The organism is Jeotgalibaca sp. PTS2502, from assembly GCF_001975685.1.
Lineage (GTDB): Bacteria > Bacillota > Bacilli > Lactobacillales > Aerococcaceae > Jeotgalibaca > Jeotgalibaca arthritidis.
Genome location: NZ_CP019433.1, coordinates 592911 through 614459, shown reverse-complemented (window position 1 = coordinate 614459; position 21549 = coordinate 592911). Strand labels below are relative to the sequence as shown.

The 21549-nt window shown below is 37.3% G+C and carries 20 protein-coding genes; 2 read left to right on the top strand and 18 right to left on the bottom strand.

The genetic code is table 11. From position 1 onward, the window contains the following. Positions 1-24: 24 nt before the first annotated feature. From BW721_RS03110 to rpsB, 6 genes are all read right to left on the bottom strand, one after another. Positions 25-825, bottom strand: a complete 801-nt coding sequence (locus BW721_RS03110; RefSeq protein ID WP_076766007.1) for a phosphatidate cytidylyltransferase — start codon at positions 823-825, stop codon at positions 25-27. Between the two features lie 8 nt (positions 826-833). Further along, a complete protein-coding gene (locus BW721_RS03105) occupies positions 834-1586 on the bottom strand; it encodes an isoprenyl transferase (RefSeq protein ID WP_076766005.1) in 753 nt (250 codons plus the stop codon). Positions 1587-1936: 350 nt separating this feature from the next. Then, on the bottom strand, positions 1937-2491 hold the full coding sequence (gene frr, locus BW721_RS03100; RefSeq protein ID WP_076766003.1) for a ribosome recycling factor: 555 nt from the start codon (positions 2489-2491) through the stop codon (positions 1937-1939). Then, on the bottom strand, positions 2491-3216 hold the full coding sequence (pyrH, locus tag BW721_RS03095) for a UMP kinase (RefSeq protein ID WP_076766001.1): 726 nt from the start codon (positions 3214-3216) through the stop codon (positions 2491-2493). The genes frr and pyrH overlap by 1 nt, the downstream gene beginning before the upstream one ends. Positions 3217-3308: 92 nt before the next feature. After that, positions 3309-4187 (bottom strand): translation elongation factor Ts, encoded by an 879-nt coding sequence (gene tsf / locus BW721_RS03090; protein WP_076765999.1) that lies wholly within the window; start codon positions 4185-4187, stop codon positions 3309-3311. 135 nt (positions 4188-4322) lie between these two features. After that, on the bottom strand, positions 4323-5102 hold the full coding sequence (rpsB, locus tag BW721_RS03085) for a 30S ribosomal protein S2 (RefSeq protein WP_076765997.1): 780 nt from the start codon (positions 5100-5102) through the stop codon (positions 4323-4325). Positions 5103-5348: 246 nt separating this feature from the next. Here rpsB and BW721_RS03080 point away from each other — a divergent pair, with 246 nt between their 5' ends. After that, positions 5349-5981, top strand: coding sequence for a lysophospholipid acyltransferase family protein (locus BW721_RS03080; protein ID WP_076765995.1), 633 nt, complete (start codon positions 5349-5351; stop codon positions 5979-5981). A gap of 16 nt (positions 5982-5997) precedes the next feature. Here the strand turns inward: BW721_RS03080 and BW721_RS03075 are convergent, their stop codons facing one another. The 3 genes from BW721_RS03075 to BW721_RS03065 all read right to left on the bottom strand — a co-directional run bounded on the left by BW721_RS03075 (position 5998) and on the right by BW721_RS03065 (position 9835). Further along, positions 5998-7773 (bottom strand): ABC transporter ATP-binding protein, encoded by a 1776-nt coding sequence (locus tag BW721_RS03075; RefSeq protein ID WP_076765993.1) that lies wholly within the window; start codon positions 7771-7773, stop codon positions 5998-6000. Beyond that, a complete protein-coding gene (locus BW721_RS03070; protein WP_076765991.1) occupies positions 7773-9521 on the bottom strand; it encodes an ABC transporter ATP-binding protein in 1749 nt (582 codons plus the stop codon). The genes BW721_RS03075 and BW721_RS03070 overlap by 1 nt, the downstream gene beginning before the upstream one ends. A gap of 80 nt (positions 9522-9601) precedes the next feature. Continuing rightward, complete coding sequence (locus tag BW721_RS03065; RefSeq protein WP_076765989.1) at positions 9602-9835, bottom strand: YneF family protein; 234 nt, start codon at positions 9833-9835, stop codon at positions 9602-9604. Between the two features lie 169 nt (positions 9836-10004). On the opposite strand from BW721_RS03065, the gene lexA reads away from it, so the two are divergent. Continuing rightward, positions 10005-10628, top strand: coding sequence for a transcriptional repressor LexA (gene lexA, locus BW721_RS03060; protein ID WP_076765987.1), 624 nt, complete (start codon positions 10005-10007; stop codon positions 10626-10628). Positions 10629-10718: 90 nt separating this feature from the next. Here the strand turns inward: lexA and BW721_RS03055 are convergent, their stop codons facing one another. The 9 genes from BW721_RS03055 to era all read right to left on the bottom strand — a co-directional run bounded on the left by BW721_RS03055 (position 10719) and on the right by era (position 21549). Next, positions 10719-11231, bottom strand: a complete 513-nt coding sequence (locus tag BW721_RS03055) for an adenine phosphoribosyltransferase (RefSeq protein ID WP_076765984.1) — start codon at positions 11229-11231, stop codon at positions 10719-10721. 18 nt (positions 11232-11249) lie between these two features. Further along, the gene (gene recJ / locus BW721_RS03050; protein ID WP_076765981.1) at positions 11250-13574 is read right to left on the bottom strand and encodes a single-stranded-DNA-specific exonuclease RecJ; all 2325 of its coding nucleotides are present in this window, start codon (positions 13572-13574) and stop codon (positions 11250-11252) included. A gap of 71 nt (positions 13575-13645) precedes the next feature. Beyond that, positions 13646-14074: a lipopolysaccharide assembly protein LapA domain-containing protein gene (locus BW721_RS03045; RefSeq protein WP_076765979.1), complete on the bottom strand. Its 429-nt coding sequence runs from the start codon at positions 14072-14074 to the stop codon at positions 13646-13648. A gap of 26 nt (positions 14075-14100) precedes the next feature. Beyond that, the gene (gene rnz, locus BW721_RS03040; protein ID WP_076765977.1) at positions 14101-15030 is read right to left on the bottom strand and encodes a ribonuclease Z; all 930 of its coding nucleotides are present in this window, start codon (positions 15028-15030) and stop codon (positions 14101-14103) included. Between the two features lie 36 nt (positions 15031-15066). Then, positions 15067-16374, bottom strand: coding sequence for a GTPase ObgE (gene obgE / locus BW721_RS03035; RefSeq protein ID WP_076765974.1), 1308 nt, complete (start codon positions 16372-16374; stop codon positions 15067-15069). Between the two features lie 192 nt (positions 16375-16566). Next, positions 16567-18630 (bottom strand): glycine--tRNA ligase subunit beta, encoded by a 2064-nt coding sequence (gene glyS, locus BW721_RS03030; RefSeq protein WP_076765972.1) that lies wholly within the window; start codon positions 18628-18630, stop codon positions 16567-16569. Then, a complete protein-coding gene (gene glyQ, locus BW721_RS03025; protein ID WP_076765970.1) occupies positions 18627-19544 on the bottom strand; it encodes a glycine--tRNA ligase subunit alpha in 918 nt (305 codons plus the stop codon). The genes glyS and glyQ overlap by 4 nt, the downstream gene beginning before the upstream one ends. Positions 19545-19832: 288 nt before the next feature. Continuing rightward, positions 19833-20645 (bottom strand): DNA repair protein RecO, encoded by an 813-nt coding sequence (recO, locus tag BW721_RS03020; protein ID WP_076765967.1) that lies wholly within the window; start codon positions 20643-20645, stop codon positions 19833-19835. Then, a complete protein-coding gene (gene era, locus BW721_RS03015; RefSeq protein ID WP_076765965.1) occupies positions 20638-21549 on the bottom strand; it encodes a GTPase Era in 912 nt (303 codons plus the stop codon). The genes recO and era overlap by 8 nt, the downstream gene beginning before the upstream one ends.

The following is a 21549-nucleotide window of genomic DNA, read 5'->3' as shown; positions in this document are numbered from 1 at the left end:
TTCCTAACTGTTATACTGGGATGGTTAGTTGATATTAAAAATTGCTAGTAGGAGTTGAAAGAGTGGCATAACGAATAACATACTGTCAAAACGGTCTAAAATACCACCGTGCCCAGGTAAAATTTTACCAGAGTCTTTTACGCCAAAATAACGTTTGTAGGCTGATTCTGTTAAATCACCTAATTGCCCGACAATAGATGTTAATACTGCAAGCAATATAACAATGGGGATTGATAAGTTTAAAGGGTTATACCATTGAATAAAGAGTATACCACAAATAACTGATAGTACCATTCCTCCAAGAGAACCTTCAATTGTTTTATTAGGACTAATAACCGGTGCTAATTTTATTTTTCCAAATTGTTTTCCAACTAAATAGGCTCCGATATCTGTTGCCCAGATTAATAGTAATACAAACAAGACCATTCTAAAACTGAATAACGCTGTCTGTAAAAAATAATGGAAGCCTGTTCCAATATAGATTGCAGCTAGTAAAAAGACCCCTGCATCATCAAAAGTAAAATCGTTCTTTGATAAAACAGTCATCACTAATAACGTCATTGCAAACAGGAAAAATACAGTCGTAATGTCAATCCCTTGTGGTAAAAACGATAAATAAGTCGTTGGTACAATGATCATCACTGTCGCCAAGGATGTCAATATTCCTGTTAAACTCCAAAAATTCTTTTTCTTCATTGCGAACATTTCTGAAACACCTATAACGCCCATTGCAGCTGTTCCGAGAACTAATGGCCACGAACCATACCAAACAATTGGCAACAAGACCAACAAGGCGACGAGGCCCGTAATTGTTCTAGTTTTCATAATTCACCTCATAGACCGCCAAAGCGACGGTTTCTCTTTTGATATTCTCCGATCGCTTCATTTAAAGCATCTGTTGAGAAATCAGGCCATAAAACATCTGTGAAATAAAGTTCACTGTATGCGATTTGCCATAATAAAAAGTTACTAATTCTAATTTCACCACTTGTACGGATGAGTAACTCTGGATCTTTAAATTCTCCTAGAGGACCCGTAAATAGGTTGTCAGAAATATACTCTTCTGTAATATCATCTTTAGAAAGGTTACCGTTTTGTGCTTGCTCCACAGCTTTCTGTACCATTTCTAGCATTTCATGACGCGAGCCATAATTGAAAGCAAAGTTCAAAATTAGGCCAGTATTATGCTTTGTTTCCTCCATTGCTTTTTCTACAACTGCTTTTGTTTTCTCCGGCAGCAGATCAATCCATCCAATTGCATGAACTTTGATATTATTAGCAATCAATTCAGGCATAAATACATCAAAAAAATCGATGGGTAGATTCATTAAAAAAGACACTTCATCATTGGGCCTTTTCCAATTTTCAGTTGAGAATGCATAAAGAGTTAAAACTTTAATGCCTAATTGATTAGCATGAACCGCAATTTTTTTAACAGTATTCATACCCTCTTTATGTCCGAATACACGAGGCATCATTCTTTTTTTTGCCCATCGACCATTACCATCCATGATAATAGCGATATGATTGGGTATTTGACCCTTTTCATTAAATGGTGTTTCTGTTGATTTTTCAAAAAAAGCCATGATTTTATACCTACCTTTTAGTCTTTAGCTCACTCCATTTTATCAAAGATTCCAGTTATTACCAACAATGAATGTAAAATTACAAAAAACTTAGGAAAGAGCCTTTCTATAAGAAAAGCGGACAAGTCCGCCTTGGCCTATGAAAAAATAGGAAATTTGCCCTGAATTGTCAGGAGACTTCACGCTTCAGCGGGTTAGTCGAATGATATGCGTTAGCGAGCAGTGAAGCACACAATGGGGCAAATTTATCTTTTTTTCACTAGGTCAGGACTTGGGAGCTAAACATTGATGGCTGAACTTATAATCCCCTAGTCTATAAAAAAACCCAGAGCAAGCTCTGGGCAAAAGGTTTAAACATCCAACAATTCTTTTTCTTTCTTAGCTGCAATGTCATCAATACGTTTTGTACTGTTGTCCGTTAGTTCTTGAACTTTTTTCTCGTTTGTACGTAATTCATCTTCTGTAATTTCACTGTTTTTCTCAGCTTTTTTCAAAGCGTCCATAGCGTCACGACGGATGTTACGAACAGCAACTTTAGCATTTTCAGTATCTTTTCCTACTAATTTTGCTAAGTCCTTACGACGTTCCTCTGTCAACGCTGGAATCACAAGACGAATGAGTGTTCCGTCATTTGTCGGGCTGATTCCTAGATCGCTTTGGTGAATCGCGCGTTCAATATCTCCAAGACTTGATTTGTCGTAAGGTGTGATTGCTAGCATACGCGCTTCGGGTACTGTAATTGAAGCAAGTTGATTAACCGGCGTTGGCACACCGTAGTATTCAACTTCAATTCGATCCAGTAGACTTGCGTTTGCAACACCTGCACGAATAGAACCTAGTTCTCTTTCTAATGCTTCTTCTGCTTTTTTCATACGGTCTTCCGTATTTTTTAGAATATCTTTCATTATTTGTTCCCCCTAACAGTTGTACCAATTTCTTCTCCCATTATAACACGACGGATATTTCCTGGAGTATTTAAATTAAAAACAACTAATGGAATATCATTATCCATACTTAGTGAACTTGCGGTTGAATCCATAACTTGCAATCCTTTTGAAATGACATCGAGATGTGTCAATTCAGTAAACTTAACTGCTGAACTATCTTTCATTGGATCTGATGAATAAACGCCATCAACATTGTTTTTTGCCATTAAAATGACATCTGCTTCGATCTCTGCTGCACGCAATGCTGCTGTCGTATCTGTTGAGAAGTATGGGTTGCCAGTACCACCTGCAAAAATAACAATACGGCCTTTTTCAAGGTGTCGAACTGCTTTTCTACGAATATAAGGCTCTGCAACTTGTCTCATTTCAATAGATGTTTGAACGCGTGTTGGAACTCCTTCATTTTCAAGAACATCTTGTAATGCTAAAGAGTTCATAACAGTTGCTAACATTCCCATATAATCAGCTTGAGCACGTTCCATTCCCATTTCAGCGCCAGTTGTACCACGCCAAATATTTCCACCACCAACAATAATGGCAATTTCTACTCCTAAGGCATGAATTTCTTTAATTTCTTTAACAACTTCTTTGATAACAGGTGGGTTAATTCCAAAGCCAACTTCTCCGGCAAGAGCTTCACCACTCAACTTCAATATAACGCGTTTATATTTAGGTTCAACCATTATAAATCCTCCATTTTAATCCAGTTTGACTGATATAGTTCGGTATAGTGAGAGAGCCTGAGACAATTGCCCCAGGCTCTATTCATATTTGATTATTTTTTAATTTGACTCATAACTTCTTCAGCAAAGTTTTCTTGACGTTTCTCAATGCCTTCGCCCACTTCGAAGCGGATGAATGATTTCACAGAACCGCCTTTAGATTCTGCAAATTTAGAAACAGTCATATCTGGATCCTTAACGAATGATTGGTCATTTAATGAGATTTCGCTCAAGAATTTGTTCAAACGTCCTACGATCATTTTTTCTACGATATTAGCAGGTTTGCCTTCGTTTAGAGCTTGTTCAGTTAGAACTTTTTTCTCATGTTCTAATTCTTCTGAAGAAACTTCTTCACGAGAAACGTATTTAGGATTGATTGCTGCAACGTGCATTGAAATGTCTTTAGCAGTTTCTTCGTCAGCGCCTTCTAGTACAGAAAGAACAACGATACGTCCACCTTGGTGAGAGTATGCTCCAAAAGATTGAGAATCAGTTTTCTCAACGATTTCAAAACGACGTAGAGAAATTTTTTCTCCGATAACTGATGTTGCAGTAGCGATTGTGTCGCTTAATGTACCTTCTTCAGTTGATAAGTTTAATGCTTCTTCAACATTAGCTGGTTTGTTTTCTGCGATTAGAGTTGTTACGTCTTGAACTAATTTTTGGAATTGATCGTTTTTAGCAACGAAGTCAGTTTCAGCGTTAATTTCGACAACAACTGCTGTGTTTCCAGAAACATAAACGTTTGCTAACCCTTCTGCTGCGATACGGTCAGCTTTCTTAGCTGCTTTAGCCATACCGTTTTCTCTTAAGTAGTCTACTGCTTGATCCATATCTCCATCAACAGCTACTAAAGCTTTTTTAGCGTCCATCATACCAACGCCTGTCATATCACGTAATTCTTTTACCATTTTTGCGGTAACTTGTGCCATGTTAAAAAACCTCCTATTATAATTGTTTTCATATAAAAACTGTTTCAAAATAGAAAATATGCTGGCTTTGTCCTGCTATATCATTCTTATTTTGAAACAGCCATGTTCAATCAACTATTTTCTTAGAAAAATTGATTATGCGTTTTCGTTGTTTCCTTCAACAACTTCAACGATTTCTTCTAATGATGTTGCTTCTTCTTCAGTTGAGAAAGCTTCTTCAACTGCTTGGTCAGCACCTTGGTTACCTTCGATGAAAGCATCTGCCATTTTAGCAGTGATTAGCTTAACGGCACGAATAGCGTCGTCGTTTGATGGAATAACCACATCAATTTCATCTGGGTCACAGTTTGTATCAACCATAGCAACGATAGGAATGTTCAATTTATGAGCTTCTTGAACAGCGATTCTTTCTTTTCTTGGGTCAACGATGAACATGACATCTGGAATTCTTGGCATATCTTTGATACCGCCTAGGAATTTTTCAAGACGTTCCTGTTCTTTACGTAAGATACCAACTTCTTTTTTAGGTAGAAGTTCGAAAGTACCATCTTCAGACATTCTTTCGATGTCTTTTAGACGTTTGATACGTTTTTGGATTGTATCCCAGTTAGTCAATGTTCCACCTAACCAACGGTGGTTAACGAAGTATTGTCCTGAACGGATAGCTTCATCTTTAATAGCTTCTTGAGCTTGTTTTTTTGTTCCTACAAAAAGAGCAACGCCGCCATCTTCAGCGACTTCACGCATGTAGTTGTATGCGTTATCTACTAACTTAACTGTTTTTTGTAAGTCGATAATGTAGATACCGTTTCTTTCTGTAAAGATATATTGTTTCATTTTTGGGTTCCAACGGCGTGTTTGATGACCGAAGTGAACACCAGCTTCTAGCAATTGTTTCATTGAAATGACTGCCATGTTGTATTCCTCCATTTGGTTTTGTATTTTTCCTCCCCCAACTTCAATTACAAGTATGACTTCATCGAAGCACCCATCCCTGCATCCATTGAGGTGTGAAATTTTTGGTGTTTTAGCACCGTCTTACATTATACGTTTATTTGAAAAAAATGCAAGAAAAATCATAATAAAATTTTCTTGAAAATTCTGTCATAGTATCGCATACTAAGATAACTGATTATTTGATTACAAAAAGGAGGTTTCCTATTGTTTTACAATTGTGTTGTTCGAATCGTCGGATTTATTGTCTGGCTATTAAATGGTAAGACTGACGTTCAGAATAAAGAAAAATTACCACAAGCTGAAACATATATTTTAGCGGCACCACACCGAAGTTGGCTTGATCCCATTTTTATAGCTGTGGCAGCCTATCCCCATGTATACTCTACTATGGCTAAACAAGAGCTATTTAAAAAAGGCTTCATTAATTGGTTTTTAAGAAAAATGCACGCTTTTCCTGTTAACCGTGAAAATCCAGGTCCTAGCGCCTTAAAACAACCCGTTAATATTCTAAAAGAAGGCGAACGTAATATTTTTATTTTCTCTACTGGTTCTCGCTATGATAATGAAATTAAAGGCGGTACGTCCGCTATGGCTCGCTTAGCCAAAGTTCCGATTGTACCGGTCGTTTTCCAAGGACCGTTTTCTTTAAAAGCTTTAATTAAAAGAGAAAATGCATTTGTTCGTTTTGGTGATCCGATTCGTTTACCGGAAGGCAAACGAATTAGCAAAGATGAATTATCAGCTATCGATCAAGCTTTAATGGATTCATTTGATCGTTTAGACAATGAAGTCAATCCTAATTTTAAATATGACTATACAAAAAAACAGAGCTCCTAAGCTCTGTTTTTTTGTGTTAATCTGACATTGATTGTAGTTGGTACATATCGTAGTAAATACCTTTTTTAGCAATCAAATCATCATGTTTACCACGTTCGATAATCTCACCCTTATCAAGAACTAAGATGAGGTCAGCATCACGAATCGTAGATAAGCGATGGGCAATCGCTATCGTTGTTCGCCCTTTTCGCATTTTATTCATACTCTCTTGAATTAACAATTCTGTCTCCGTATCAATATTAGCAGTCGCTTCATCTAAAACTAAAATCTTAGGGTCGCGGATAATCGTCCGTGCAAAAGAAATCAGTTGGCGTTCCCCACTTGAGTAAGAAGCCCCTCTCTCAATAACCTTCGCGTGGTATTGCTCAGGTAATTGCTCGATAAAATGATTGGCGTGAACAAATTCTGCAGCATCCTGAATAGCTACGTCATCCAACTCATCATTCATGAGACGGATATTACGGCTAACATCACCATAAAACAAGAATGAGTCTTGTAGAACAAGCCCCATCTGTCTTCTAATTTCCTCGATTGGATATTTTTTAATTGATTGTCCATCAATCAGTATATCCCCTTCGTAAAACTCATAAAAACGCATGAGGACATTAATAATCGAACTTTTACCACTACCTGTATGTCCAATCAAAGCAACCGTTTCGCCAGGATTAGCAGTAAAACTAATGTTTTTCAAAACGTTATGTCCGTTATCATAGGCGAATGTCACATTTTTAAACTCAATTTTACCTTTTGTAATAGCTAAATTAGCTTCTTCATGTTGTTGAGGGACTAGTTCATCATGATCAAGTACACGGATGACACGATAGCTTGACACAATCCCGTCTTGAAAAACACTCAAGTTGTCCATCATCATTCCAAGGGGTCTAAAGAAGTTGTTAATGTAGCTAGTAAAGGAATAAATAACCCCTATCTCCACAAATTGGTCAAATGACTGTCCACCAAACAAATACAAAACAACCGTCAATGCAATGGCTTGTAACAAACTGATAAAGGGATTAAGAAGCAAGGCATTCATCCTAACCATGGCTATTCTGCCACGCGCATACTCTTCATTAACATCACTAAATTCCTTTTGCAGTCTTTTTTCTTGGCGGAACTGTTGAATAATAGACATACCTAGTATATTTTCATTCAATTTTGTGTTTAGCTCACTTAGTTTTTCTCTCATTGTGCGGTATACACGAGTGCTGACACGTTGGTAAAACCATACCATTAATGTCATAACAGGTAAGAAATATAGAAAGGTTAAGGTGATTTTTACATCTAATACCCACATCGCAATAAACACTGTTACGATACTTAAAAGACCCTCTGCTAGAGCCAAGAAGACAGCCCAAAAATCTTTAATTGTTTCCGTATCATTTGTCACACGAGAAACAATTGAACCAGCCGGTGTTTGATCGAAATATCGCATGCCGAGTTGATTAACTTTTCTAAACAGTTGATTCCGTATATTTTCGACTGTTTTTTCGGACGCCATGCTAAATAGGTAATTCTGAAAATACATCGTAATCATGCTGATGATAATCGATAACATGTATAATAGTGAAAATTGAATCGCAATCGAAATGGTTGCTTTCCCTTGAGTGACATAGTTATCGAGAAATACTTGAATAATCCTAGGGGAGACAACGTCGGTTATAGCTAGTCCGATACCAAAAATAAAGGACCAAATAAATGGTGATTTAAAAGGTAACGCATAAGCTACAATTCGTTTAACAACTCGAACTTGTTCTTTGACCGGAATGGTTTTAGACCAAACTGATTGTTCCATTATTTCTCACCTTCTAACTTGCTTTCCAATTGCTGTTTCTCATACATTCGACGATACCAGCCTTGGTTTTGCATTAATTGTTCATGATTTCCTCGTTCCACAATAGTGCCATTATCTAGAACGATGATTTCATCAGCGTGCATCACACTCGAAATACGATGAGCTGCGATAATGGTTGTTTGATTCTTTCTTTTTTCTTTCAATTGACTTAAAATTTGTTCTTCTGTTTTTGCATCAACAGCTGATAAGGAGTCGTCTAAAATCAATAATTCTGGTTGCGTAATCACGGCGCGAGCAATCGAAATCCGTTGCTTTTGACCACCAGAAAGGGACACGCCACGTTCCCCTACCAATGTATTGTAGCCATTTGGAAAACCGAGAATATCATCATGAATCGCTGTAATTCGAGCTGCTTCGTAAACCTCTTCGTCTGAATAAGCTGGATTGGCGAATCGAATATTATCTGCTACATTTGTTGAAAAAAGAAAGTTATCTTGTGGCACATAACCAATGCCGCTTAGCAAACTATCCAAGCTATAATCCTTAATATTAATGCCATTGTAACTAATGATGCCATCATAGTGATCATATTCTCTTAGCAACAAACTAAACAGACTACTTTTTCCTGATCCAGTTCGACCCACAATACCTAATGTGTGTCCTTTTGGAAGATGGATAACAATATCCTTAAGCGAGATTTGTTCTGAATCGCTATATTGGAATGATTGAATCGCAATTTCTAAGTCACCATCTAGTGGCTGAGTAATTGCATGCTTGGGTTCAATAATACGTGATTGTTCTTGAAGCAGTTCATCAATACGGCTGTAACTAGCGCTACCTCGCTCTAAAACATTCAATAATCGACCAACAGCAAGCATTGGCCACCTCATTAGAGCAATGTAGCTGAAGAATGTTACGAGGTTACCAATAGTCATTTCGCCATTTTGAATAAAGTAAGCCCCAAAAATCAAAGATAAGGCATATGAAATACCCATAACAAAAATAACAACCGGTCTGAACATCGAATCAATCGCATAAACCTCTTTGTTTTTTAAAACAACGTCACGAGTCTTCGATTCAAAATCAGCAATATCTTCCTTTTCCTCGCCAAAAGTTTTAATCACCTTTACTCCCGTAACACTTTCTTGTGTCTTATCATTCAAGGCTGAAAAGGATGCTTGGGCTTTCCTAAAGGTTCGATGAATTTTCTTCCCTAACATTCTTGAAACAAGTGTTAAAGCTGGCACTGGTATCATGGCGATTAATGTTAATTTCCAGTTTACAGTTAGCAACATTGTTAAAAATGTAATTCCACCCGATGAGATCGAGTCAGCTAGGGTCAGAATTCCTGCACCTGCAACCATACGAATGGCATTCAAATCATTAGTAGCATGAGCCATTAAATCTCCTGTACGATATTTTTGAAAAAATTCGGCATCCATCTTCGTAAAATGATTAAATAAGCGTATTCGAAGTATTTTTTCAAGTTTAGCAGACGTTCCCCAAATTTCCATGCGCCAAATGTAGCGAAAAATATATTGACTAATACCACATAATAGGATAATCCCTGCTTGAATCATTAAACTTCTAGGTGTTAACAATTGCTCATTAATATCATCAATAATATTTCCGACTATTCGGGGTGAAACAACTTGTATCAAAGCTACAACAATTAAGAAAAAGACCCCCACTGTGTAAGAACGCCATTCTTGCTTGAAGAACCACTTTAATTTTTTAAAGATTTGCACGGGTTTCCCTCCTTCTAAGTTCATACAAAACAAAAAAGTGGACCCAAACAAGCATCCACATTTTTCATTATTTCATTCAATTATTTCTTTTTAGCTTTCTTGTTTTGACCTTTCATAGAAGCCATAATTTGTTTCACTTTGCGTTCTGATGGTTTTTGACCCATTTGCATCATCATGTTGCGTAACATATCTTCTGAAATAGGTGGGTTTTCAGCAAAATAATTCATCATATAACGACGTGCCAAAAAGAAGCCCCCTACAGCTCCTAAAAGTACCCCTAAAATAACAATAAAAATCCATGCACTTGTACTCAATTTGTATCCTCCTTCCAAAAGTCCTCATTTAAATATATTACAAGATATTCGCCAAAAAGGAAATAGAAAAGCGCAATTATTCATTTTTTTTAAAACCCGAACATCTGTTTGATTCTTTTGTTTAGATGTGATAAAATAACACTATAAAAATATGGGAGATGATGGTCCGATGACTAAAGGTAGAGACTCAAGACAAATGAATGTTTTGCACTTCATCTATACGGAAGTTCAGCAAAAAGGTTATCCACCAACGGTAAGAGAAATTGGTAATGCCGTAAACCTATCATCTACCTCAACCGTTCATGGCCATTTGGCTCGATTAGAAAAAGCAGGATATATCTATCGAGACCCGACTAAACCAAGAGCTATTGAGGTCACTGAATTAGGTTTACAACAATTAGGAATCAAGAGCGATCAAATGCCGCTACTAGGCGTGGTCACGGCTGGTGAGCCAATCTTGGCGGTTGAGGAAGCAACAGACTTCTTCCCTATTCCACCGAACTTAAAAAATAGTTCGGATGACTTATTTATGCTAACCATCCGAGGAAACAGTATGATTAATGCAGGAATCTACAATAACGATGCGGTTATTGTTCGAAAACAAGCTTCTGCTGAAAATGGCGATATTGTGATTGCTATTACAGAGGACGAGGAAGCAACCTGTAAACGATTCTATAAAGAAACAGATCATTACCGATTGCAGCCAGAAAATGATGAACTTGAACCGATTATTTTGGACTATGTACAAATATTAGGTAAAGTTGTCGGCTTATACAGAACTCATATCAGTTAATAGCAACAGCCAGAAAGTAGCATACTCTCTGGCTGTTTTATTGTCAAATTTAAAAAGAGATTAGGCAAATGCTCAATCTCCTTTTTGATTTTAGTATTCCATTAGGTTAAAAATGTCGTAGCCAGAGATTTTTTCTCTTCCTTTTAGATCCAATAATTCTATTAAGAATGCTAAACCAACAACTTCGCCACCTAATTTTTCAATTAATTCAACAGTTGCTAATGTTGTTCCGCCAGTTGCAAGTAAATCATCACAGATTAATACTTTTTCACCAGGTAAAACAGCATCTTTGTGTAATTGAAGAACAGCTTCACCATATTCTAAACCGTAAGCGACTTCTACTGTTTCACGAGGCAATTTACCTTTTTTACGGGCCATTGCGAAACCACAATTTAATCCTACTGCAACCGGACAACCTACCATAAATCCTCTTGCTTCAGGCCCAACAACCTTGTCGACACCTTTATCTTTTGCATACTCTACAATTTTAGCAATTGCAGACGCATAAGCATCGCCGTCTTGCATTAATGGTGAAATATCTCTAAAAATAATTCCTTCTTCTGGAAAATCTTTCACATCAGCAATATACTTTTTAAAATCCATCAAAATTTCCTCCTATAACTACTTATCACAAGCTTTAATCCACTGAATCAATTCTTGGAATGGCTGGTAAATAAATAGTTTCTCAGCATTCATTTTATTTATTCTTTGTTTATAAGTATTGGTTTCTTCCAAATTGACTTTTTCAGGTTGCGGATTTGGATTCATTATACCGTTATCAATTGTAACAAATTTTGCTTCTAAAAACACGGATATGATAAAAATCAACAAATTCTTATCAATTTTTAAGTATTGGGCCAAGTCAGTTAACTTGCTTCGAACATCCATATTTTGGTGGGTTCTAAAATAACGGTAAGCATGAGCAAACACCTTTTGATTAGGGATTCCTTCAGCCGTTATACTTTGAATCGGATAGGCATAAATATAATAGTTATTAAATTTATGTCTTTCCAAGAAGTAAGTCAAATAGTCTAGACTACTTGGGCAATCAATAATAATCAGATTTGTTAATTCATCTTCAAATGGTGGGATATCATCTCTACTTTCCAATAAAACTGAGACACTGCTATTTGGCAAGTGATCAGCTGTTTTATCAAAAAAGGCACGGTTAAAAAACAGATAAACACTATTCTCAATGTTAAGAGACTCGTCTTGGACTTGAGATGTTCGCTTATCAAAATACTGAACATGCTCAATGGTCAAATCTTTTAACTGTAATTGTGGTTTCGATAAATCTCGCCAAGTATTAATCCCCAATTCGCCTATTACGGATATGGTTTCCATTTCAGGCATAAAGGAAGCTAAATGCCCTTTGTTAAAACCAATAACATCAAGTGTTTGTTTTTCGGAGTATAAAGAAAATTTAAGATGCTTTTGATCTGCTCCTATTTGTTTAATATTTTGTGCAGGGACATCCTTAAAGGCAAAGATTGGTTTAGGATTATCTGTTCCAAAAGGTTTCAACTGATCAATCTCATTTAGAAAATCCAAAGTAACTTCATCAACATCTAAGTACTCATCAACCTCGATTGTCGCACCTTGCTTAATCTGTTCAGCATAGACTGATGTGACATTATTCAGCTCGTAACTTAGTTGATTAACTTGATCAACACTAACACTCAAGCCTGCTGCCATCTTATGGCCACCAAATTTCAGAATACAATCTGAGCAAGCGGACAATGCTTGATACAGATGGACAGCATCTATACTTCGACCTGACCCTTTAGCCAGCCCTGTTTCTGAATTCTCAGCAAGCAAAATCGTTGGTCGACCTGTTTCTTCAACTAAGCGACTCGCGACAATACCTAACACACCTTCGTGCCAATTCGGATCACTTAAAACGATGATATTTGGCAGAGACGAGAGTTGTTCTAGTTTAGCTGTCGCTGATTCAACAATCTCACTGACAATGGCTTGTCTTTTCGAATTTGTTTGTTGAATTTCTTCGACCACTTCTTCCAGGCGTTCTTCATCAAAGGAAGTCAATAATTCGACGCCAGGAGAAGCATCTCCTAAACGACCGAGTGCATTTAAGCGAGGACCAATGGTGAAGCCAATGGTTTCCTCATCAACACCTTCTAGAGAAGTTCCCGCTTTTTCTAATAACATCAATAAGCCGATACGTTCGCTTTGTTTTAAAATTTCCAATCCTTTTTTTACAAGCCACCTGTTCTCATCCGTTAAACTAACTAAGTCTGCAATAGTACCTACAGCTGCAATATCAAAGTATTCGTAAGGGATTCTGTCTTGGAGTGCGCCAGCCAATTTTAAGGCAACACCAGCTCCAGATAAATCAGAAAATGGATAGCCGCCAGATGGATGGTTAGGATGAATAATAGCATAAGCGTTAGGTAATTCTGTAGGTAATTCATGGTGATCGGTTACAATCACATCAACACCTTTTTCATTCGCTAATTGGATGGCATCATGTCCCATAACGCCGTTGTCGCACGTTACAATCAACTCAATACCACTTTCAATTTGCTCTTGAAAGACGCGTTCATTAGGGCCGTAACCATCTTTAAAACGGTTAGGCAAATAGAAGGTCACGTTCCCACCCAACTCTTCAATTGCTTCAACTAAAATAGCCGTACTGGTTATACCATCAGCGTCATAGTCACCATAAACCAATATAGCTTCTTCCGATTCAATTGCCTGGAAAATCCGATTGACTGCGCGTTCCATATCATAAAGCAGGAATGGATCGTGGTAAGACACGTCACTCTGATGAACGAAGTCATTTATTTTCTCAATGGTATCTAAATTCCGCTGTAAACATAGTTTTAAAAAAGCTTGACTATAAGTTGTCTCTTCAGCTAAATGACTGATGACATGCTCGTCAAACGGATACTCTTTTTGTTTCCAGTTCATTCTTGCATCTAACAAATTATTATCTCCCTCTTTTTCATTTCAAAGAAAATTCGCCTGTTAAAAACAGGCGATCATCATTTCCATTTTTATTCAACAGGATCTTGTGAGGTTGGTTTAACGTTATTCACATTATTGTAAGTAATTTGATTAACCAGCTCATTTTCTAAACTATTAATTTTATTATCCTTAGAATTAATGGTCTCCTCAAGTGCTGTTATTTTTTCAGTGTACTCAGCTTTAATCTCGTCTCTTAATTGACCAGACTGACTTTCAAGTTGTGAAATTCCAGCTTGCAAGGTCTTTAATTCTTTTTTTCGATGAACACTTGCCATTGTTGAAACAAGTAATGTTAATAAAGCACCTAATAGTAAAGAAACAAAGATGATAATAATAAGTGGTGCAGCAAACGTTGTAAAACCAAAACTAACGGGTACACTTTCCACGTTTAAAACAGCAAACACACTGATAATCGTCATTAAAACAATAATTAATACTAATCTCCATTGGTTTTTCATCACTAACACACCTCACATAGTCACTTTTATTTAATTAACGGAATGTCAAATTCATCATAGTCATGAACTAATGTTGAATTTGGGAAAATTGCTTGAGCATCATTTTGCAGTTGAGCTTGTTCTTTACCCATATAGCGTGAAGAGATATGAGTTAAATACAGCTGGCTACTGTTTGATTCTTTAGCTACTTTAGCAGCATCTACACAGGTAGAATGGAAATAATCTCTCGCAATTTTTTGGTTGTCCTTTGAGAAAGTTGATTCATGAACCAACACATCTGAGTTCATGGCTAGTTGTGTACTAGCAGGAGTTCGTTTTGTATCTCCTAAAATGGTTACTGTTCTCCCCTTCACAGAAGGACCAATATAGTCATTCCCATTAACTGATCGACCATCTGGTAAAGTCACCGTCTGCCCATTTTTTAGTTTTCCATATAATGGTCCGGATGGAATATTATCCGCTTTTAATTTTTCAACTAACAGCTCACCGACATAGTCAGCCTCTTCAATTCTGAATCCATAGGAAGGAATGCCATGTGCTAACTTAGCACATGTCACTTTAAAGGTTTTATCTTCAAAAACTACCCCGTCTTCTTCTATTTCATGGAAAAAAATCGGATAGCGTAAATGAGATTGAGAAACTCTTAAACTCGTTAAGACAAAGTCTTTGATTCCTTTTGGTCCGTATATCGTCAATGGCGTATCGCCACCTTGGAAAGCGCGGCTACTTAGAAAACCAGGAAGACCAAAAATATGGTCCCCATGTAAATGTGTGATAAAAATCTTATTAACTTTACGAGGTTTTAAGGTTGTTCGTAAAATACGTTGTTGTGTACCCTCTCCACAATCAAACAGCCAAATGTCATTTCGTTCATCTAATAGTTTTAGCGCAATACAGGATAGATTTCGATTGGTTGACGGGACACCAGATCCCGTCCCCAAAAATTGAATTTTCATGATGCAAACACTCGTTTCTCTTCATCTAGCGGGTTTTTAGTCTACGAATTCAAATTCGTAATCCATAATACGGACAAGATCGCCGTCTTCTGCCCCACGTTGACGAAGTTTTTGGTCGATTCCCATTCCACGAAGTTGACGAGCAAAACGCATGATGCTTTCATCATGGTGGAAGTTCGTCATCAAGAATAGTTTCTCTAGTTTCTCACCACTTAATATCCATGTACGGTCTGGATCGCGGTTAATAATAATTTCATCAGATGGGTCATCCAATTTATATTCAACAGAGCGAATTAATTCTTCTTCATCAAATAATGGGAATGCTTCTGTATGTTCCAGTAATTCTGCTGTGTAATCTAACAACGGGCCGAAGCCTTTGTTTTGGTATGCAGAAATCTCAAATATTTTTGGAACATCTTGTCCAGCAAATTTTTCTTCTAATTTTTGACTGAATTTAGCAAGTTCTTCTTCAGCGCCTTCAACATCCATTTTGTTAGCAACAATGACTGTTGGGCGTTCAAGTAATTTTAACTCATAGTTTTCCAATTCAGCATTGATTTTTTCATAGTCATCGAATGGATCTCTACCTTCAGTAGCTCCCATATCAATAACATGTAAAATAACACGTGTGCGTTCAATATGACGCAAGAATTGAATTCCTAAACCAACACCTTGTGATGCCCCTTCAATCAGACCTGGTAAATCGGCCATAGCAAATTGACCGCCACTTGGTGCTTGTACCATACCTAAGTTAGGCACAATAGTTGTAAAGTGATAAGCAGCAATTTTTGGTTTTGCCTTTGATACAACTGATAGAATAGTAGACTTACCTACTGATGGGAAGCCAACTAACCCAACGTCAGCGATAACTTTCAATTCTAGATTTAGAACAAATTCTTCCCCTGGTTCGCCATTCTCAGCGATTTCTGGGGCTGGGTTTCTAGGTGACGCAAACTTAATGTTTCCTCGTCCACCACGACCACCTTTAGCAACAACTAATTGTTGACCAATTTCGGTTAAATCTCCCATTAACTCATTTGTTTCTGCATTACGAACAATCGTACCTGGTGGCACTTTCACGTAAGTATCTTTTGCAGATTTACCGTATTTACTTTTACTCATTCCATGTTCGCCAGGGATACCTCGGAAATGACGATTGTAACGGAAATCAAGCAAAGTGCGTAGTCCAGGGTCTACTTCAAAGATGATACTACCGCCCTTACCGCCATCGCCGCCTGCTGGTCCGCCATCTGGTACATATTTCTCACGTCTAAATGCAACCATGCCGTCTCCGCCATTACCGGCCTTTACATTAATCTGTGCGTGATCTAAAAACATTGACATATTGATGTCCTCCTTGGATATAAGAAGTCTTAACTCCTATATCCTCGTTTCTCTTTATTATTTAGCAAACATTCTTTACTAGTCTACTCTAATTTAACACATTGAGCGACCGACATAAAGAATATTTATCTTTGATTTTAAAACAATAGGAAAGGCTAGGACACTATCCTAGCCTTTCGTTGACTTGAATCATTACTTTGTGATTAAACGTCTAACATCAGCGAACTCTAAAATAAGCTCTGTTAAACTTGCTAAAAGGTTTAAGCGATTATTTCGAACTGCTTCGTCATCAACCATAACCATGTTTTCATCAAAGAAAGTGGTAATAACTGGTGCAATTTCTTTTAATAGATCGTAGCGTTCTTCAGAATTTGCTTTATCCCAAAGTGTTTTTACGTGGTTAATTTGAACGTGTAAGTTCTTCTCACTAGCTGTTTCAAACACGTTACTATCAGTATCAAATGGTTTTTCGATTTGATGTGAAATATTAACTACACGGGCTAATGCTTCAATCACTGCTTTGTAATCATCATCTGATTGATGGCTATGAAGTGTTTGACCATTTTCAATCAATTCTAGCAAGTTATTTTCAGTTGAACCAAGAATCGCATCTTGCACGTCATGATTAACATGATAGCCTTGTAATTTTTGTTGAATACGACCTTTAGCAAACTGAATAAATTGATTGATTAATTGCGCTTTTTCGTCATTGTTTTCAAGGGCGTAAACAGTTTCCAAAGCCTGTTGCAAGAAACTGTCTAACGGCAATGTCCAATGGAAATTTTCAAGAATTTGGACAACACCAATCATTTGTCTTCTTAAGGCGTAAGGGTCATTAGAACCGGTTGGAATCATATCAACTTTAAAGAAACTAATAATGCTATCTAATTTATCAGCAAGAGCTAAGACTGCACCAATAGCTGTTTGTGGTAAGTCACCGTCACTTGAAAGCGGCAAGTAGCGTTCTCTAATTGCAGTCGCAACTTCCGGATGTTCACCTTTTAGAATCGCATATTTTTCACCCATGATTCCTTGTAATTCAGGGAATTCTCCGACCATGTTTGAAACAAGGTCAAAGTTATAGATTTCTGCTGCACGTTTTAGCAATACTTGAGAATCTTCGTCCAAAGCAACCATTTCAGCAATAGCTGCTGCTAGTAAACCAGTATGGGCTGTCTTTTGAGCGATTGATCCAATTTTAGCATGGAATGACACGCTCTCTAATTTCTTAAGTGCCTCGTCGATGGTTTGCTTCTTATCTTCTTCAAAGAAGAATAAGGCATCTTCCAAACGAGCTGTTAACACCTTGCGGTTTCCTTTTTTAACCATATCAATATGTTCTGCATTACCGTTACGAACTGAAATAAAGTAAGGTAGCAATTGACCATCAGCAGAAGTCACTTCAAAGTAACGTTGGTGGTCTTTCATACTTGTAATTAACACTTCTTCTGGTAGCGATAAGTATTTTTCATCGAAACTGCCAAAGAATGCCGTTGGATATTCAACTAAAGAAACAACTTCCTCCATTAATGTTTCATCAGCTGGGATAATCCAAGCATTTTCTTTTTCAATCTCAGCAATTTGATGGCTAATCATCGTTTTACGTTCGTCTAAATCAGCAATAACAAATTGCTCTCTTAGTTTTTCAATATAATCTGCGGCATGATCAAATGTAGCTGTTTGCCCTAAGAATCGGTGACCGCGCGATTGACGACCACTTTCTAAGTCAAGAAACGTAAATGGAATAACATCATTATCCAACATGGCAACTAACCAGTGAATCGGACGAATATACTCATAAGAACTATTTCCCCAGTGCATCGTAATTGGGAATGTCATAGCATCGATAACTTGTCCTAAATCTGTTAGAACATCTTTTGTTTCTTTACCAAGAACTTCTTTATTGGCATAGACGTATTCGACCCCCTTTAATTCTTCAAAGTAAAGGTCTGCTTCGGTAACACCTTGTCCTCTTGCAAATCCAAGCGCAGCTTTTGTCCAATTACCATCAGCATCGACAGCTATTTTTTTAGCTGGTCCTTTTGCTTTTTCATGAAGATCTTCTTGTTTATCTGCTAAACCATGAACCATGACAGCAAGTCGTCTTGGTGTTCCAAAATAATCAACTCGCTCGAAAATAACACGATTTACTTTCAAAAATTGTTCCATACGCTCTTTTAATTGTTGGCTACTACTCTTCACATAACGTGCAGGTACTTCTTCTAAACCAATTTCTAATAATAATGTTCCGCTCATGCTTGCTCCTCCTTCAATAAACGTTGACGTTCTTCTTCTGAAAGAAGTGGAAAACCAAGATTACGTCTTGATTCAACGAATGCTTTTGCTAACTTACGTGCCATATTTCTAATTTTTGCTAAAAAACCAGCGCGGTCTGTAGCAGAAACCACCCCTCTGGCATCTAACAAGTTAAATGCATGTGAGCATTTTAAGACATAATCATAAGCTGGATGGATTAAGCTATTGTCAATTTGTTTCATTGCTTCTTCTGCGTAGGCATTGAATAAATTCATTAGTAATTCTGGATCGCTTTCTTCAAACGAATATTTTGAATGTTCATATTCTGGTTGATAGAAAATTTCGCCATACTTAACGCCTTCTACCCAGTCAAGGTCGTAAACATTGTCAACATCTTGAATGTATGATGCCAAACGTTCAATCCCATAGGTTAATTCACTTGTTACAGGGCTACATTGCAAACCGCCAACTTGTTGGAAGTATGTAAATTGAGTGATTTCCATCCCATCTAACCAAACTTCCCACCCTAAACCAGCACATCCTAGAGATGGATTTTCCCAGTTATCTTCAACAAAACGGATATCATGCTCTAACGGGTTAATTCCTAAAGCTTCCAAACTCTTTAAATAAAGTTCTTGGATGTTGTCAGGTGACGGCTTCATCACAACTTGGAATTGATGATGTTGATATAGTCTGTTTGGGTTATCACCATAACGGCCGTCAGCTGGTCGTCTGGATGGTTCTACATATGCTGCATTCCAAGGTTCTGGACCAATTGCACGCAAGAATGTATACGGACTCATTGTCCCTGCTCCCTTTTCCGTGTCGTATGCATTTAAAAGCAGACAGCCTTGCTCTGCCCAATAATTTTGAAGGATTTGTATCATTCTTTGAACGGTTACTTTTTCTTCCATAGTGATTCTCCTCATTTCTTTTCCTTTAATAATAGACAAAAAAACGTCCCTATGCTGCTCGCGGAGCAACATAGGGACGAGTTTATACTCGCGGTTCCACCCTATTTCTGGTTAAGACCAGCTCTTCATTGGTAAAACTCAGATGTGCCTTTCCATGACAACTGCATGCGTTTGGCTCTCACCTATCCAAACTCGCTTTAGCATCATATTGTATGTACTCTCATCGTCAACGTTCTTATTTAATTATAACCATAATAGTAAACAGTTAACCCATTAAAGTCAAGGTTTTTATGTGTTTTCAGATTCATCAGCTTTACGTTTCTCCACTGACAATTGCAAGACATTCTCCCATTCCTTCATTTGATCAATATAGGATTTACTTTTTAGCTTGATTCCAACATACTCATCATAAAGAAAATCAATAAAGTCTTGAATAGCCTTTTTAGTGTCATCTTTTAGTGAGATACGCTCAACTTGATTGGGCTTAATTCTTAAAAAAATACGGCAAAAATGAATAGCAGCTGGATGAGCATTCAGTCGGTGCCTGTCCTCGTGAAAATGATTGGTGCATAAAACACCTGAATGCTTAGCCGAATAATCAAAAGGGTCATTTGGATTCCCACAAATTCGACAAGATGATAACTGCGGATGAACACCAAAATACGTTAACAGATTCATCTCATAGACATTCATAATGGTTTGACCATCATTCTTATTGTTCATTGCGTCTAATGATTGTTGCAGCAATCCGAACAACTCTTTGTTTGGTATGCGGTCTTCCATAGCAGCATCAGCTAAATTAGCCATGTAGGTGGCATAAGCATTCAAATAAACATCTTGCTGAATAGCAGTATAATTTTCAGCCGACTGATAGTCTCTTAAAAAGGACAAACCATCATCATTAATGGTCCCAATATAGCTAGCGTGTGTAAAAGGAAGTAACGATGCCTTCATTTGGAAATTTGATTTAAAGTAATGCCGTACAAAAAACATACGTTTTCCATACTCAAGTGTAAAAATCTTAACGAGTGCATCCGTTTCCTTATGCTTTCTAACCGAAATAACAATCCCCTGGAATGTTTGAAAGCCTGTTTTACTCATAATCTTTCTTGCGATAACCATATTCTTGTAAATGGGTTTGCTTATCACGCCAATCGCGTTGTACCTTTACCCACAATTCTAAGAATATTTTATCACCTAACATGACTTCGATATCGCGCCGCGCACGCGTCCCAATTTCTTTCAACATTTTTCCGCCTTTACCGATAATCATTCCTTTTTGGCTAGCACGATCTACAACGATAGTGGCATGAACGTGGATTTTATTATTTTCATTACGTTGCATGGATTCCACAACAACTGCCACCGAATGTGGAATTTCATCACGTGTTAATTGCAAGACTTTTTCACGAATAAACTCTGACACAATAAAGTATTCCGGATGATCTGTTACTTGATCTGCTGGATAGTATTGTGGACCTTCTGGTAAATAGTTTTGAATCGTTTCTAGCATAGATTCGATATTGTTCCCATTTGTTGCTGAAATTGGAATAACTTCATCAAACTCTTGAACAGAGGTGTAGTCTGTAATGATTTCTAATAGAGACTCTGGGTTAATTTTATCAATTTTATTAATAATCAAAAACTTAGGCGTACGAATGTTTTTCAAACGTTCCATAATAAAGTTGTCGCCTGCTCCACGTTTTTCCTCTGCGTTAACCATGAATAACACAATATCAACTTCATTAAATGTACTGTATGCACTCTGCAACATAAAGTCATTTAAGCGATGTTTCGGTTTATGGATACCAGGTGTATCAATAAAAACCATTTGCGCCTGATCGGTTGTGACAACGCCTTGAATCTTATTACGTGTCGTCTGTGGTGTATCACTCATAATCGCCACTTTTTGTCCGACGATACGGTTCAATAGTGTCGATTTCCCAACGTTGGGTCTTCCTATAATAGATATAAAGCCTGATTTAAATGCTTGATTGTCTTGCAT

Bases quoted from the DNA above. Each gene is read 5' to 3' on its own strand.
- BW721_RS03110 (WP_076766007.1), bottom strand. From the start codon at position 825: ATGAAAACTAGAACAATTACGGGCCTCGTCGCCTTGTTGGTCTTGTTG.
- BW721_RS03105 (WP_076766005.1), bottom strand. From the start codon at position 1,586: ATGGCTTTTTTTGAAAAATCAACAGAAACACCATTTAATGAAAAGGGT.
- frr (WP_076766003.1), bottom strand. From the start codon at position 2,491: ATGAAAGATATTCTAAAAAATACGGAAGACCGTATGAAAAAAGCAGAA.
- pyrH (WP_076766001.1), bottom strand. From the start codon at position 3,216: ATGGTTGAACCTAAATATAAACGCGTTATATTGAAGTTGAGTGGTGAA.
- tsf (WP_076765999.1), bottom strand. From the start codon at position 4,187: ATGGCACAAGTTACCGCAAAAATGGTAAAAGAATTACGTGATATGACA.
- rpsB (WP_076765997.1), bottom strand. From the start codon at position 5,102: ATGGCAGTCATTTCAATGAAACAATTGCTAGAAGCTGGTGTTCACTTC.
- BW721_RS03075 (WP_076765993.1), bottom strand. From the start codon at position 7,773: ATGGAACAATCAGTTTGGTCTAAAACCATTCCGGTCAAAGAACAAGTT.
- lexA (WP_076765987.1), top strand. From the start codon at position 10,005: ATGACTAAAGGTAGAGACTCAAGACAAATGAATGTTTTGCACTTCATC.
- BW721_RS03055 (WP_076765984.1), bottom strand. From the start codon at position 11,231: ATGGATTTTAAAAAGTATATTGCTGATGTGAAAGATTTTCCAGAAGAA.
- BW721_RS03045 (WP_076765979.1), bottom strand. From the start codon at position 14,074: ATGAAAAACCAATGGAGATTAGTATTAATTATTGTTTTAATGACGATT.
- rnz (WP_076765977.1), bottom strand. From the start codon at position 15,030: ATGAAAATTCAATTTTTGGGGACGGGATCTGGTGTCCCGTCAACCAAT.
- obgE (WP_076765974.1), bottom strand. From the start codon at position 16,374: ATGTCAATGTTTTTAGATCACGCACAGATTAATGTAAAGGCCGGTAAT.
- glyS (WP_076765972.1), bottom strand. From the start codon at position 18,630: ATGAGCGGAACATTATTATTAGAAATTGGTTTAGAAGAAGTACCTGCA.
- glyQ (WP_076765970.1), bottom strand. From the start codon at position 19,544: ATGGAAGAAAAAGTAACCGTTCAAAGAATGATACAAATCCTTCAAAAT.
- recO (WP_076765967.1), bottom strand. From the start codon at position 20,645: ATGAGTAAAACAGGCTTTCAAACATTCCAGGGGATTGTTATTTCGGTT.
- era (WP_076765965.1), bottom strand. From the start codon at position 21,549: ATGCAAGACAATCAAGCATTTAAATCAGGCTTTATATCTATTATAGGA.